14 protein-coding genes are annotated in these 14,320 nt (G+C 37.2%); 11 read left to right on the top strand and 3 right to left on the bottom strand.

Annotated features, from left to right (window positions below; all coding sequences use genetic code 11):
- Nucleotides 1-226: 226 nt before the first annotated feature.
- The 3 genes from R2Q70_RS18045 to yihA form a co-directional block, all read right to left on the bottom strand.
- Nucleotides 227-1,933 carry a M3 family oligoendopeptidase gene (locus tag R2Q70_RS18045; RefSeq protein ID WP_316808944.1) on the bottom strand — a complete coding sequence of 569 codons (1,707 nt, stop codon included), beginning with the start codon at nucleotides 1,931-1,933 and terminating at the stop codon, nucleotides 227-229.
- 166 nt (nucleotides 1,934-2,099) lie between these two features.
- Entirely contained in the window at nucleotides 2,100-2,957 is an 858-nt protein-coding gene (locus R2Q70_RS18040) for a UbiA-like polyprenyltransferase (protein ID WP_316808943.1), read from the bottom strand.
- Nucleotides 2,958-3,173: 216 nt separating this feature from the next.
- Complete coding sequence (gene yihA / locus R2Q70_RS18035) at nucleotides 3,174-3,797, bottom strand: ribosome biogenesis GTP-binding protein YihA/YsxC (RefSeq protein ID WP_316808942.1); 624 nt, start codon at nucleotides 3,795-3,797, stop codon at nucleotides 3,174-3,176.
- Between the two features lie 169 nt (nucleotides 3,798-3,966).
- Here yihA and ubiE point away from each other — a divergent pair, with 169 nt between their 5' ends.
- From ubiE to R2Q70_RS17980, 11 genes are all read left to right on the top strand, one after another.
- Entirely contained in the window at nucleotides 3,967-4,698 is a 732-nt protein-coding gene (ubiE, locus tag R2Q70_RS18030; protein ID WP_316808941.1) for a bifunctional demethylmenaquinone methyltransferase/2-methoxy-6-polyprenyl-1,4-benzoquinol methylase UbiE, read from the top strand.
- The gene (locus R2Q70_RS18025) at nucleotides 4,695-5,492 is read left to right on the top strand and encodes a PorT family protein (RefSeq protein ID WP_316808940.1); all 798 of its coding nucleotides are present in this window, start codon (nucleotides 4,695-4,697) and stop codon (nucleotides 5,490-5,492) included. Before ubiE ends, R2Q70_RS18025 begins: the two co-directional genes overlap by 4 nt.
- 92 nt (nucleotides 5,493-5,584) lie before the next feature.
- Complete coding sequence (locus R2Q70_RS18020; RefSeq protein ID WP_316808939.1) at nucleotides 5,585-6,343, top strand: SDR family oxidoreductase; 759 nt, start codon at nucleotides 5,585-5,587, stop codon at nucleotides 6,341-6,343.
- 133 nt (nucleotides 6,344-6,476) lie between these two features.
- The gene (locus R2Q70_RS18015) at nucleotides 6,477-6,917 is read left to right on the top strand and encodes a GatB/YqeY domain-containing protein (RefSeq protein WP_316808938.1); all 441 of its coding nucleotides are present in this window, start codon (nucleotides 6,477-6,479) and stop codon (nucleotides 6,915-6,917) included.
- 181 nt (nucleotides 6,918-7,098) lie between these two features.
- The gene (locus tag R2Q70_RS18010) at nucleotides 7,099-7,863 is read left to right on the top strand and encodes an alpha/beta hydrolase (RefSeq protein WP_316808937.1); all 765 of its coding nucleotides are present in this window, start codon (nucleotides 7,099-7,101) and stop codon (nucleotides 7,861-7,863) included.
- The gene (locus R2Q70_RS18005; protein ID WP_316808936.1) at nucleotides 7,863-8,525 is read left to right on the top strand and encodes a CBS domain-containing protein; all 663 of its coding nucleotides are present in this window, start codon (nucleotides 7,863-7,865) and stop codon (nucleotides 8,523-8,525) included. The genes R2Q70_RS18010 and R2Q70_RS18005 overlap by 1 nt, the downstream gene beginning before the upstream one ends.
- A gap of 11 nt (nucleotides 8,526-8,536) precedes the next feature.
- Nucleotides 8,537-9,418, top strand: a complete 882-nt coding sequence (locus R2Q70_RS18000; RefSeq protein WP_316808935.1) for an NAD kinase — start codon at nucleotides 8,537-8,539, stop codon at nucleotides 9,416-9,418.
- Nucleotides 9,419-9,420: 2 nt separating this feature from the next.
- The gene (locus tag R2Q70_RS17995; protein WP_316808934.1) at nucleotides 9,421-10,218 is read left to right on the top strand and encodes a DUF6089 family protein; all 798 of its coding nucleotides are present in this window, start codon (nucleotides 9,421-9,423) and stop codon (nucleotides 10,216-10,218) included.
- A gap of 19 nt (nucleotides 10,219-10,237) precedes the next feature.
- Nucleotides 10,238-10,978, top strand: coding sequence for an isoprenyl transferase (locus tag R2Q70_RS17990; RefSeq protein ID WP_316808933.1), 741 nt, complete (start codon nucleotides 10,238-10,240; stop codon nucleotides 10,976-10,978).
- Nucleotides 10,979-11,131: 153 nt separating this feature from the next.
- Nucleotides 11,132-13,672 carry an outer membrane protein assembly factor BamA gene (bamA, locus tag R2Q70_RS17985; RefSeq protein ID WP_316808932.1) on the top strand — a complete coding sequence of 847 codons (2,541 nt, stop codon included), beginning with the start codon at nucleotides 11,132-11,134 and terminating at the stop codon, nucleotides 13,670-13,672.
- Nucleotides 13,673-13,770: 98 nt separating this feature from the next.
- A complete protein-coding gene (locus tag R2Q70_RS17980) occupies nucleotides 13,771-14,298 on the top strand; it encodes an OmpH family outer membrane protein (RefSeq protein WP_316808931.1) in 528 nt (175 codons plus the stop codon).
- The last annotated feature ends 22 nt before the right edge of the window (nucleotides 14,299-14,320 follow it).

Here is a 14,320-nt window from a genome sequence, read left to right as displayed (position 1 = left end):
AAAGCATTTAATAAACTCATTTGCAATATTAATCTGATTAAAAATAAAGTTTAGTCGAAAAATATTTTTTGCCGGTAGTTTGAGTGAGATGTGGCGCATCGGCTCAAAAATAATCGAATATCGCTGAGGATATTTATTGTGGCAAACTAATGGCAACAAAAAAGTCGCAGTGAAATGCACTACGACTTAAAATAAAATAATAATATTGGCCGGTTCAGAATCCTGACTAATTCAATTTCTCCAGTTCCTCTTTTACAAATTGGGCCAGTTCTTTCACGTAATCTGCGCTAAAATCAAATTTGATTCCTGCAGTTTCATAAATTTCATTCATAGGTTTGGTATAACCCAAAGAAAGTGCCGCCAAATATTGATCTAATGCCTTAGAAGGATTTTCTTTATAATTTTTCCAAACGGCGATAGCACCTAATTGTGCAATGGCATATTCAATGTAATAAAACGGTACTTCAAATAGGTGAAGTTGTTTTTGCCATACATTGCCAAATTGTTGTTCCAAACCAGTCCAGTCGGCAAAACCTGCTCCAAAACGGTTGTAAATCTGTTTAAAGGTTTCTTCCCGATCTGCCGCGGTGTGATCCGGATTGGTATAAATCCAATGTTGGAACTGATCGATTACGGCAACCCAAGGCAATGTTTTCAACACATCGGCCAGTTGCTCTTTTTTTGCACGAATTAGATCTTCTTCGTTATCGAAATAAACGTCCCAATTATCCATTGAGATCAATTCCATACTCATTGAAGCCAGTTCAGCTACCTCTGAAGGGCAATGTTTAAAATCATTTAATTCTAAATTGGCTGTAAGAAAAGTATGAATCGCATGGCCACCCTCGTGAACCATTGTTGTTAAATCACGAAGCGAATTGGCTGAATTCATAAATATGAAAGGCGCTCCGGTTTCTGCCAATGGATAGTTATATCCACCTGGTGCTTTTCCTTTCCGGCTTTCTACATCAAAAAGATTATTTGCCTTCATGGTAGCCAGTTTTGTACCCAGTTTTTCATCGATGGCATTAAAACAAGCAATACTTTTATCAATTAGTTCTTCGCCATTATTGAAAGGTTTTAAAGCGGGTTTACCACTTACACTTACTTCCAAATCCCATGGTTTTAAAGCGTCTAAGTCCAAAGCTTCCCGGCGTTTTTCTGCCTGCTCTTTCAAAATGGGAACAATTTCCTTCTCAATGGCATTGGCAAAATCATAGCAATCCTGTGGCGTATAATCAAAACGACCCAAAGCCTGGAACATATAATCACGGTAGTTTTCAAAACCGGCATTTAACGCTACCTGATTACGTAATTTAATCAGCTCATCAAATAAAATGTTTAAATCATCCTTATCAATTAGACGACGTTGCTGAATGGTTTTCCAGGCATTTTCGCGAACTTCGCGATTTAAATCTTTAATAAAAATTGAGGCTTGTTCGAGCGTATATTCCTGCCCGCTGATTTCAACACTCATGGCACCGGTAATACCCTGGTATTTTTGCTGTTTCACCTGTAATTGTGTGAACAACTCAATATTTTCCTCACGGTAAATTTCCAAGGCTTTTTTAATCGCTCTGCTGTAAACGAAAAACTTTGCTTTATCCAGATCATCCATAAACGGACTTTCCACAAACTTTTTATTTAACTCATTCGATAAAGGTGAAATCTTTGGTTCAATTTCTTCAGCGAAATACTGGAAGTTTTTAACCAGCTCTTCATTCGCCGTATCGCAGCTCATTTTGATATATCTCCAGGCGAAATCTTCCTCCAGGGCGGCTTCCAGTTCAGAACGATCTTTCAGCCATTGTTCCAGTTCATCCACATTGTTTATTTCGCGGCTTTGCAGTTCACTAAACAATGGCTCGAGGCTTTCCCATGTGATGGTTAGGTCTTGGGGAATATATTTTCTAGTCTTTTTTTCTATAATCATGTTCGTAAATTATTGATGAGAGTATGATTGAATTTTGAATGAATGGATGAGAGAATGATGTAGCTGGTTATCAAATGATTAAATTCTAAATGTGCAATTTGCCTGAAACATGCGCTAATTCAATCATTCAAAATTCACTCATTCAATAATTCACTCATTCCATCATTTATTTCGTTCTTATGTACGCGTCAATCAAAAAGCAAATGGCAAATACAACCGATGCATAGCCATTTAAAGTTTGAAAGGCCCTGTTAACTTTACTAATATCATTTGGTTTTACAAGCAAATGCTGATATATCAGCATCGAGCAGAAAAATACAATTCCAACATAATAAACCCAGCTAAATTCGGTGAAGAATACGGGTAAAATTACGCATGCTGCTGATAAAATATGGAGCAAAACCGACACATTTAGTGCATTTTTAATGCCAAGTGTTGAGGGAATAGAATGTAAATTTTCCTCACGGTCGAAATCTTCATCCTGCAAGGCATAAATAATATCAAATCCGCTCACCCAAAAAAGTACCGTTAAAGAATACAAAACCGGAACTAAAGCAAAATGACCGGTAACTGCAATGTAAGCGCCAATAGGGGCGAGCGCTAAACCTAAACCTAACACCAGGTGGCAAAGCGCCGTAAATCTTTTGGTATAGCTATAAAATAATACAACAAATAATGCTACCGGCGATAGATAAAAACAAAGCGGATTGATGAAATAGGTGGCAATAGAAAAAAGTATGCAATTAACAATTACAAATATCAATGCCTCTTTAGCCGAAACTTTTCCAGCAGGAATATCACGCATTTTTGTACGTGGGTTTTTGGCATCAATATTTCGATCAAGGTAGCGGTTAAACGCCATGGCAGAATTTCTTGCGAAAACCATGCAAAGCAAAACCAGAATTAATTTATACCAGGAGAAAGGATTTTCGGTAGTGGTAACACCCAGGAAAAATCCGATCATGGCAAACGGTAAGGCAAAAACCGAGTGAGCGAATAATACGAGTGAAAAATATTTTTTCATTTATTAGAATTGGTTAACTGTACAAATCGGTTAACTGGTTAATTGTGTAGTTGGGTAATGGCTCCATTGTTTTTAGTTTAAAGAACAAATTACTCTTAAGATTTAATTTTGTGTTAGCATCACAACCATACAATTCAAGTTTAAGTAATGATCTAATGGCCATGTGTTAGTAATCTAATGAACCATTGACTAATGAACTAATGCCTAACAAACCATCTAAAATTTCTTATAATCTGTTGGCACAACAAAATCGTGATTTACTTCAGTAATAAAATTTAAAACGTCATCTTTTCCATTCCCCTTTTCTGCTGAAGTAATAAATGTAGCCGGAATCTCCTCAAAAAATTCACCCAGTTTTTTCCTGAAAGCGGCTACGTTTTTTTGTGTAGTTGTCATCCCTTGTTTATCAGCTTTTGTGAAAATCAGTGAAAAAGGAATTTGTTTCTCTCCGAGCCAATAACAAAACTCAATATCTATTTGCTGCGGATCTAATCTGCTATCAATTAATACAAAAACACATTGCAAACTTTCTCTTTTGGTGATGTAAGCCCGAATAAATTTTTCCCATTTCTCTCTGCTCGTTTTAGAAACTTTAGCGTAACCGTAGCCGGGTAAATCGACGATATACCATTTTTCATTCACTAAGAAATGATTAATCAGTTGTGTTTTTCCAGGGCGTTGCGAGGTTTTTGCCAATCCATGCTGATTTACCAACATGTTTATTAGTGAAGATTTACCCACGTTAGAGCGGCCAATAAAAGCATACTCTGGCATAGTTGGGGGCGGTAATGCCGAAATCTGGGTGTTGCTACAAACAAATGTTGCCGTTTTGATAACCATATTGCAAAGGTAGGGTTTTGAGTCGGAAGTCCGAAGAGGGAAGTCGGTAGTCTAAATTGCATATTCTCGTTGAAATGTAAACTTTAAATTGCCGAAAGCGTTTTGATGAGGCAGACTTCAGACTCCAGACTAAAGACTCACGACTTTTTCCCTATCTTTGCCACACATCATGAATCAGAATATCACTCCATATCAAGTTGAAGATGCAACCAAAAAAGAGCAGGTTGCTACCATGTTTAATAACATTTCAGGTACTTACGATTTTTTAAATCACTTTCTCTCATTGGGGATTGATGTGCTTTGGCGCAAAATGGCCATTAAGGAGTTGGTTTCTATTCAGCCTAGGAATTTATTGGATGTGGCCACCGGAACCGGCGATTTCGCGTTTGAAGCCATAAAAAAACTTCACCCTGAAAAAGTAATTGGTGTAGATATTTCTGAGGGAATGTTAGAAGTAGCCAAAAAGAAGATTAACGAACGCAGTTTGAATGAAGTTTTTACAGTTCAGGTGGGCGATTCGGAAGGTTTGCATTTCGCAGATCATTCTTTTGATGCCATTACCTGCGCTTATGGTGTTCGTAACTTCGAGAACCTTGAAAAAGGTTTGGCCGACATGTACCGCGTACTCAAACCTGGTGGCAAAATGGTTATTTTGGAATTTTCAAAACCCAGGGTCTTCCCGGTTAAACAGCTTTATAATTTTTACTTTTCACATGTAACGCCATTCTTCGGAAAACTCTTTTCAAAAGATGCCAGAGCATATACTTATCTGCCAGAATCGGTTGCCGCTTTCCCTGATGGTAAAGATTTTACCAGTTTGATGGAGAAAGTTGGTTTTAAAAGTACCAAACAAAGAATTTTGACGTTTGGAATAAGTTCAATATACGCAGGAACTAAATGATAAAAAAATTAAGCCTCATCCTCTCTTTATGTAGCCTTTCAACTTTAACTTTTGCCCAAAACTGGGGTGGGGGAATTGATGATGAGGACTGGAGTTTCGGGTTTAATTTCCAATATATTTCTGCTGAGTATAAAATTTTAAAAAAAGAAAACTGGCGGGCACCATTTTATGAGGTTCCAAACTCGCTAGAAGTTTCGTACGATTCGAATTCTGGTTTGCCAGTTACCGGTTCATTAAATTCTATTTCCAGTCCACCTTCTCAAGGTTTCGGTTTAGGTTTTGTGATGAACAGGCGAATTGCCGAAAATTTTGATATTCGGGCAACACCCTCCTTAATTTTTAGTGATCGGGTGGTTACCTATGAGTACTTGCCAATGGAGTCGATCACGGTTGGGAATGGTCAGGTGAAAAATTTTCAAAGTGTTATCGATAAAAAGGTTCAGGCCACCATGTTCGAATTTCCTTTGGGGCTGAAAGTTAAATCGAATAGGATGAATAATTTCCGGGCTTACTGGTTGGGTGGCGCCAAATATTCTATTGATATTGCATCAAAGAAAAAATTCTTTGATGAGGGTGAAACACCGATTAATAAATTTTTAAAGAACAAACGGAATTACCTTTCTTACGAAACCGGAATCGGATTCGACTTGTATTTCGAATATTTTAAAATGTCGCCTGAAATTAAGCTGGCGTATTCTACTGATGATCTCCTTCAGCATGACAATACCGTTTTTGCAAACCCAATCGATAAGTTAAAATTACGTCAATTAACGTTCAGTTTAATTTTTCAATAGCCGTACAATTCAAAAAAACTTACCTTTGCTTGCCTTTATAAATCAATGGCTATTGTAGCTTATTGGTTTACTGAAGCTAAATTATTCATACTATGGCTAAAATTGCATTAATTACAGGCGCAACTTCTGGCATCGGCGAGGCTTGTGCACATACATTCGCCCAACAAGGTTATCATCTTATTCTTCTTGCCCGTCGCCAGGATCGTTTAGCAAAGCTTTCTCATCATCTGGCAGACAAGTACGCCATCGAAATTCAACAGGTTTTGGCCGATGTTCGGGATAAAGAAAGTTTATCAACCTTGTTAGAAGCTTTACCATCAGATTGGAAAAAAGTGGATGTGTTGGTTAATAATGCAGGTTTGAGTCAGGGTTTGGACCCGATTGATAAAGGAAATACCGATGATTGGGATACGATGATCGATACCAATGTAAAAGGATTGCTTTATGTAACTAAAATTGTTTCCAACTGGATGATACCTCACCAATCGGGGCACATTGTGAATATTGGCTCGATTGCAGGTAAAGAGGTTTATCCTAATGGGAATGTATATTGTGCCAGCAAACATGCGGTTGATGCATTAAGCAAAAGCATGCGTATCGATCTTTTGCCTTATGGCATTAAAGTTACTGAAATCAATCCCGGTATGGTTGAAACTGAATTTTCTGTCGTACGTTTTAAGGGAGATGAAGAACGTGCAAAGAAAGTTTACGAAAACCTGGAACCATTAATTGCAGCTGATATTGCTGATGCCATTTGGTATGTGGTTAGCCGGCCAAAGCATGTAAACATTAATGATATGCTGATTATGCCAACCATACAAGCAACAGCAACGATTATAAATAGAGGGTAGCAGTTATTTGTTTGGTTTTTTATTTGTTTGGTTTGTTGGTACATAGTGTTTACTAAGTAAATATTGTAAAGGAACCCTAAACATCTAAATAGCTAACCGCCAAACATCTAAACAACCAAAAACTAAAAAACAAATGATACAGATAGATCAAGAAATTAAGAAAGCCATGTTGGCTAAAGACAATGCACAGTTAAGAGCGTTGAGAGCCATTAAAGCTGCTTTACTTCTGGCTAAAACCGAAAAAGGTTCCTCAGAAGAAATTACTGAAGAGACAGAATTGAAAATCTTACAGAAATTAATCAAACAACGTCGCGAGTCTGCAGATATTTATAAATCTCAAAACCGCGAAGATTTATTTCAGGTAGAGGAAGAGGAGATTGCGGTAATCAATCAGTTTTTGCCACAGCAACTAGATCGGGCAGAAGTTGCATCGATAATTGAGCAGGTAATCAAACAATCTGGCGCTACATCGGTTAAGGATATGGGTAAGGTAATGGGCCTGGCCAACAAGGAATTGGCAGGCAAAGCTGATGGTAAATTAATTGCCGAAATTGTGAAAGAGAAGCTGGCTTAACAAAGGTTTAAGGGAGCAGGTTTAAAGGTTTAGCATTGTGAAATGGCTATTAGGTATTGCTTTGGGCTTTACAAACTGCGTTTTTATACCGTTTTCGGTTTTATTTCAGAAAAATGGCATAGAAATGCGAAAATTTAATTTTACTCTACTAACTTAGTGCACAATACCATCTAGAATATATATGACTTACGAGATAATAGAAGACGACGGATTTAAATACATCGAAGCTGGAAAAGGCGAAACGCTGGTATTGTTACATGGCCTTATGGGCGAATTAAGCAACTGGGAGCTTGTTATCGAACAGTTTAAAGATCGTTATCATGTTGTTATTCCAATCTTACCCATTTACGAATTGCCGATTTTAACTTTAGGCGTAAAAGCATTATCAAGATATCTACATCGCTTTTTGAAGTTTAAAAGATTAAATCAAGTTGTTTTAGTGGGGAATTCTCTGGGCGGTCATGTTGGTTTGGTTTTTACCGTTGCGCATCAGGAATTTGTGAAGGCTTTGGTGCTAACAGGTAGTTCTGGTTTATACGAAAATGCTTTCGGAGGTTCGTTCCCTCGCAGAGAGAGTTACGATTACATTAAAGAGAAAGTAGAATTTACATTTTACGATCCGGCTACGGCTACTAAAGAGCTGGTAGATGATGTATTCAAAACGGTAAATGACCGATCGCGTGTAATCAGAATTTTAACCATGGCTAAATCGGCCATTCGCCATAACATGGCAAAAGAATTGTCGAAAATTACTATCCCGGTTTCATTAATTTGGGGTAAAAATGATAAAGTTACGCCACCGGAAGTGGCCGAAGAGTTTCATCAGTTGTTGCCCAACTCCGAATTGAACTGGGTTGATCAATGCGGTCATGCGCCAATGATGGAGCACCCGGCAATATTTAACGCATACCTCGAGAAATTTTTAGATAGAATTTTACTAAAATAATGTTTGCTGCAGAAATCATATCGAAGGCCATACCATCATTAAAAACAAATGACACGGTGCAAAAAGCTTTAGATCGCATGAGCGAATTTAAGGTGAAGCATCTGCCTGTTGTTAATGAGCTTACTTTTTTGGGTTTGGTTGCTGAAGATGATTTACAAAGTATTCCTAATCACGATATTTTTTTAACAGATTCGGCTGTGAATATGTTGAATGCTTTTACCTTGAGTGATGCACATACTTATGATGTAATCCGCTTAATGAGTCAGCTTAAACTTACTGCAGTGCCAGTTTTAGATCAGCAAAAAAACTATGTAGGATTAATTTCAATTAATAACATGGTTGATGCAGTTGCTGAGCAGTATGCGGTAAATGAACCAGGTGGAATTATCGTTTTGGAAATAAGCAACCGAGATAATTCTTTAGCACACATCTCACAAATAGTAGAGGCAGATAATGCCCAAATTTTGTCTTCTTATGTTAATTCTTTTAACGATTCTACCCGGATGGAAGTAACGTTGAAAGTAAATAAAACAGAAATTACTTCACTTGTTGCTTCTTTCGAAAGGTATGATTATCTGGTAAAAGAAGTTTATAACAACACCCAAATTGATGATGGTTCACAAGAACGATATGATTCGTTTATGAACTATTTAAATGTATAAGGCTACTTTTTATGAGGATCGCAATTTACGGAAGAGATTTTAACGATACGGTTTTGCCTTACGTACAGGAGGTTTTTGATCACCTGGCTACACACCAGATTCAGCCTGTTTTATATTCAAAATTTAAGACATCGCTTCACGGAAAAATAAAACTGCCTTCCAATACCATTATTTTTCATAACCATAAAGAACTGAAACAAAACGCTGATGTTTTATTAAGTTTAGGGGGTGATGGAACATTGCTTGATACACTATCATTAATCCGTAACTCCAATATTCCGGTTATTGGGATTAATTTTGGCCGTTTAGGATTTTTGGCAAGTATCAATAAAAACGAAATCACATCGGCACTTAACGCCTTGGTTAATGGAGAATATACGTTAGATACCAGGTCGCTTTTAGTTTTAGAATCAGATAATCATCTTTTTGGCGAAGAAAATTTTGCACTAAATGATATTACCATTCACAGGCGTGATAACTCAGCAATGATGATTATCCATGCTTCCATGAATGATGAATTTATCAATTCTTATTGGGCCGATGGATTAATCATTGCCACGCCAACTGGTTCAACCGCTTATTCATTAAGCTGCGGCGGACCGATTATTTATCCAGATTCTGAAAATTTTGTAGTTACACCAATTGCACCACATAATTTAAATGTGCGTCCGGTAGTTTTACCCGATGATAATAAGTTATCGTTTGAAGTAGAAGCCAGGGAATCAAAATTTCTGGTATCCTGCGATAGCAGAACCGTTACGGTAGAGCGATCAGTTAAAATATCAATAAAAAAAGCTGACTTTTGTATAAATCTTATTCGCCTTAACAATGAAACCTATTTAAACACGTTAAGGAATAAATTATTATGGGGAATTGATACCCGTAACTACTAAGTATGACGCTAAACAAACTCCTTTTAATCATCTTCCTGTTTACTACTGCCGGCCGAGTTGCTCATGCTCAGGAAGGTAATTGGGAAATTGGCCTTATGGGTGGAGGAGCAGGTTACATGGGCGATTTAAATCAAAATAATCCATTACAAATCAGTGGCTTATCGGGTGGTTTATACGTAAAAAGGAATTTTAATCAATATTTAGGTGTCCGCCTAAATTATACTTACGGTCAAATTCAGGCCAAAGATTCTGAATCAAACAACGCCCAGTTTAGGGATCGGAATTTAAGTTTCAATACTTCTTTAAATGAACTGAGTGCGCTGGTTGATTTTAATTTTTTTAATTTTAAGCTTGGTGGGGGCACACGTCAGTTTACGCCTTACCTTTTTACAGGAGCAGGTTTTGTAGCATTTAAACCTAAGTTTAAGTACGACGGAGAAACCTATCGTCTTGACCGGTTAGCAACAGAAGGGCAAGATGAGGGCTATCAAAATATGGTATTAACCATTCCATACGGCGTTGGCCTGCGCTACAATTATAAAGATACCTGGAGTGTATTTACAGAACTAGGCTACCGAACACCGCTAACCGATTATATCGATGATGTGAGTGGTAGGTATCCGGTTAATCCTGTAATTGTAGGTAATGGACAAAATCGGGTCAATTTATCAGACCCTTCTCCTAATCAGATTGGTTTCGCCGGAACACAAAGAGGAGATTTTAGAAAAAGGGACACTTATCTATTTGTTAGTGTTGGCATATCTTTTACCTTTGTATCCTCAAAATGCTACTCGTTTTAAGCTGATTTTGACATAATTAATGGATTTTAAAGAACAAATAGACTATAGCCGCCTGCCAAAGCACATTGCCGTGATTATGGATGGTAACGGAAGATGGGCGAAAGGCCAGGGCAAAGTACGTGTTTTCGGGCATGAACAAGGTGTACTTTCAGTAAAAGATATTGTAGAAGGTTGTGTAGAAGTAGGAATTGAATACCTTACCCTTTATGCCTTTTCAACAGAAAACTGGAACCGGCCAAAAGAAGAGGTAGATGCTTTAATGCAGATTTTGATCTCAACCATTAACAGGGAAACCGAAACCCTGAACAAAAATAATGTTAAGCTAAATGCGATTGGTAACATAGCATCTTTACCTCAAGAATGTATTGATGATTTGAAAGAGGCTATGGCAAAAACTGCTCACAATGAAAAATGTACCCTAACTTTAGCTTTAAGCTACAGTGCCAAATGGGAAATTTTGGAGGCAGCTAAAAAAATTGCAGCAGCTGTAAAAGATAATTCCATCTCCTTAGATGATATTGATGAAGATCTTTTTTCATCCAAACTTACTACTGTAAATATTCCAGATCCTGAGTTGATGATCAGAACCAGTGGAGAACACCGAATCAGCAATTATTTGCTTTGGCAAATGGCTTATACGGAGTTTTATTTTACCGATGTGTTATGGCCAGACTTTAGAAGGGAAGATCTTTTTGAAGCTATTGTTGATTATCAAAAACGCGAACGCCGCTTTGGAAAAATTAGCGAACAATTGAACTAATTTTTCTTTTAACACTTTTTAACAAGCGTTTAAACTAACTTAGCACCACTTTTATACGATAAATGTAACCATCATAAGGGAAACATAGCAAACCTAAAATTTGCTTTAAAAAACATTGTTACCTTCGTGGCCATTACTGAACAAATTATTTTAATGAAAAGAATATTTCAAGTTTTAATCCTACTCGTTTTAGCTGCTCCGGCCTTCGCTCAAATACGTCCTACAGGTAAGGCACCGGCAACCCCATCTTTAAAAGTTGGAGGCTTAGATCTCGATTATTTTAGTCCGAAAGAATATATCATTGGTGGCACAACCGTAACAGGAACCCAATATCTTGATAAAGAGGTTTTAATCACCCTTTCCAAATTAACCAAAGGCGATAAAGTGGTTCTTCCTGGTGAAGCTACTTCTGATGCCATTAAAACGCTTTGGGCGCAGGGATTGTTTGATGATGTTAAAATTAATATCGAAAAGTTTGTTCAGGATTCAGTTTATTTTGAAATTGAAGTGATCGAGCGTCCTCGTTTAAGCTCGATTGATTTGAAAGGAATTAACAAATCACAAAGAACTGCCATTCAGGAAAAACTGAATGATAAAACCGGTAAAATTGTTAATGATAACTTGTACAACACTACTTCGGCAATTGTGAAGAAGTACATGTTAGATAAAGGTTACTTCTTCACCACGATTAATTATACCACACGTAAAGACCCAAATGCAGAAAATAGTGTGGTTTTAGAGGCAAATATTGATAAGGGTGGACGCGTTAAAGTGCAGCGTATTGATTTTACAGGCAATAAGGATTTTAAAGCAGCCAAGCTTAGAAAGTACCTAAAAAATCCTAAGCAATTTGCCTGGTGGCGTTTCTGGGGTTCAGGAAAGTTCTCTAAAGAAAAATACGAAGAGAATAAAGTAAAAATGATAGCCAAAATGCATGAAAAAGGTTATCGTGATGCTGAGCTTTTAAAAGACACCATTTACCAACACAACAAAAAAAGAGTAAATATCAGAATGGATCTTTACGAAGGAAAGAAATATTACTTCGGAAATATTACCTGGGCAGGTAATGCGATTTATGCTGATAGTATTTTAAATAAAGTATTAACCATCGAAAAAGGTGATGTTTTTAGTGAAGAAAGACTAAATAAGAAACTGAATGGCGGTGGTGAAAACGGTGGCGACATTAACAGCATGTATACGGATAATGGTTATTTAACGTTTAACATCGATCCGGTTCAAACTAAAATATATGGCGACACGGTTGATGTGGAAATGCGCATGTATGAAGGGCCGCAGTATACCAACAACAGAATCACGTTAAAGGGTAATACCATTACCAATGATAAAGTGGTTTTACGTGAGATCCGTACCAAACCGGGACAAAAATTTAACAAAAGCGATTTAATCCGTACCATTCGTGAGATTGGCCAATTGGGTAACTTTGATGAATCCAAAACAGTTCCAACTCCTCGTCCTAATCCGGCAGATGGTACAGTTGATATTGAATATGCGGTAGAAGAAAAACCTTCCGATCAGATTGAGTTATCAGGTGGTTTCGGTGGTGGCCGTATTATCGGTACTTTGGGTTTAACCTTCAATAACTTTTCGTTAAAAAACTTATTTAACTTAAAAGCGTACAAACCACTTCCAAAAGGTGATGGGCAAAAATTAAGTTTACGTGGACAAACGAATGGTAAATATTATCAATCATACAGTTTCTCTTTCTCTCAGCCATGGTTTGGTGGCGAGAAACCGGTAAGTTTTGGTGTGAGTGCATTTACTTCATTGCAATCAAATGCTGCAACGAATGAGTCTGACTTAATGAAAATCCGTTTGAATGGTGTTACCGTAAGTTTAGGTAGAAGGTTAAACTGGCCGGATAACTATTTTCAATTAAGCCACGCCGTTAATTTACAACAATACATTCTGAATAATTATCAAGGTTATTTATTTACTACAGGAACATCATATAACTTAAACTTATCACAAGAGATTAGCCGCGATTCGAGAGATTCGCCTATTTTCCCTAAATCAGGTTCATTTATCCGTTTTACTGTTCAGGCAACGCCGCCTTATTCATTGTTTAATAAAACAAATTATGCAACAGCGCCTGATAAGGAAAAATATCGTTTCACCGAGTACCACAAATGGAAGTTTGATTCGCAATGGTATCAACGTGTAGCAGGTAACTTCGTAATTAAAGCACAGGCACAATTTGGTTTCTTAGGTCAGTATAATAAAGCCGTAGGTCAATCAGCATTTGAGCGTTTCAAATTAGGTGGTGATGGTATGCAAGGTTTCGACTTCTTACAAGGATCAGAGCTGATCGCGATGCGTGGTTATGCCAACAATACGGTTATCCCGGTAGGATCAAATCCAGGTATTGCACAGCAATCTGGTAGCCCTATCTATACGAAATATGTATTGGAAGCTCGTTACCCGGTTATTGCAAGTCAGCAAGCTACAGCATTTGTGTTGGCTTTTGCTGAAGGTGGTAACACCTGGAACAGATTCAGTGATTTCAATCCATTCAACATCAGAAGATCAGTTGGTGTTGGTGCAAGAATCTTTTTACCGATTTTCGGTTTGTTAGGTATTGATTATGGTTATGGTTTTGATGCGATTCCAGGTTTACCTGATTCGAACAAAGGCCAGTTCCACTTTAGTATCGCACAACAATTAGGTGGATTTTAATTGATAAAGCGTAAAAAAATAATTAAATATGCAATAAAACAGTATAAGTTGAGTTTAAACAAGGCTTAGGTTATAAACGAATTATAAAACACACACAAATGAAAAAGTATCTTTTTATCGCATTTTTACTTTGCACCACATTTGGTGCGTATGCACAAAAGTTTGCATATGTAGACACAGAGTATATTTTGAAGCAGATGCCAGAATACAAATCGGCATTGAGCCAGCTAGAAGTAGCATCAAAACAATGGCAACAACAGGTAGATCAAAACTTTTCTGAAATAGACAGGATGTATAAAGCCTATCAGGCAGATCAGGTTTTATTAACTGATGATATGCGTAAGCGCCGTGAAAATGAAATTATAGAGAAAGAAAAACAAGCGAAGGAATTTCAACGCTCAAAATTCGGTCCTGATGGTGAACTTTTTCAGGCCAGAACCAAATTAATCAAACCAATTCAGGATAAAGTTTCTGACGTGATTAAACAGATTGCAAAAGCAAAATACCTTGATTTCATTTTTGACAAGAGCAGTGAAGCAACCATGATGATTTATGCAAGTAGTAGCTACGATGTTAGTAATGATGTAATTGTGAAATTAGGTTACAAACCAGGGGCAGGAAATTAGTATATTCGCCCCCTTAGAATTT

The sequence above is a fragment of the Pedobacter agri genome (genome assembly GCF_032678665.1).
Classification (GTDB): domain Bacteria; phylum Bacteroidota; class Bacteroidia; order Sphingobacteriales; family Sphingobacteriaceae; genus Pedobacter; species Pedobacter agri_A.
This window is presented reverse-complemented; position numbering and strand designations above follow the sequence as displayed.

Coding starts and splice junctions, on each gene's coding strand:
- R2Q70_RS17980 (WP_316808931.1), top strand. CDS start 13,771: ATGAAAAAGTATCTTTTTATCGCATTTTTACTTTGCACCACATTTGGT.
- yihA (WP_316808942.1), bottom strand. CDS start 3,797: ATGGTTATCAAAACGGCAACATTTGTTTGTAGCAACACCCAGATTTCG.
- R2Q70_RS18005 (WP_316808936.1), top strand. CDS start 7,863: ATGTTTGCTGCAGAAATCATATCGAAGGCCATACCATCATTAAAAACA.
- R2Q70_RS18040 (WP_316808943.1), bottom strand. CDS start 2,957: ATGAAAAAATATTTTTCACTCGTATTATTCGCTCACTCGGTTTTTGCC.
- R2Q70_RS18000 (WP_316808935.1), top strand. CDS start 8,537: ATGAGGATCGCAATTTACGGAAGAGATTTTAACGATACGGTTTTGCCT.
- R2Q70_RS18010 (WP_316808937.1), top strand. CDS start 7,099: ATGACTTACGAGATAATAGAAGACGACGGATTTAAATACATCGAAGCT.
- R2Q70_RS17990 (WP_316808933.1), top strand. CDS start 10,238: ATGGATTTTAAAGAACAAATAGACTATAGCCGCCTGCCAAAGCACATT.
- bamA (WP_316808932.1), top strand. CDS start 11,132: ATGAAAAGAATATTTCAAGTTTTAATCCTACTCGTTTTAGCTGCTCCG.
- ubiE (WP_316808941.1), top strand. CDS start 3,967: ATGAATCAGAATATCACTCCATATCAAGTTGAAGATGCAACCAAAAAA.
- R2Q70_RS18045 (WP_316808944.1), bottom strand. CDS start 1,933: ATGATTATAGAAAAAAAGACTAGAAAATATATTCCCCAAGACCTAACC.
- R2Q70_RS18015 (WP_316808938.1), top strand. CDS start 6,477: ATGATACAGATAGATCAAGAAATTAAGAAAGCCATGTTGGCTAAAGAC.
- R2Q70_RS18020 (WP_316808939.1), top strand. CDS start 5,585: ATGGCTAAAATTGCATTAATTACAGGCGCAACTTCTGGCATCGGCGAG.
- R2Q70_RS18025 (WP_316808940.1), top strand. CDS start 4,695: ATGATAAAAAAATTAAGCCTCATCCTCTCTTTATGTAGCCTTTCAACT.
- R2Q70_RS17995 (WP_316808934.1), top strand. CDS start 9,421: ATGACGCTAAACAAACTCCTTTTAATCATCTTCCTGTTTACTACTGCC.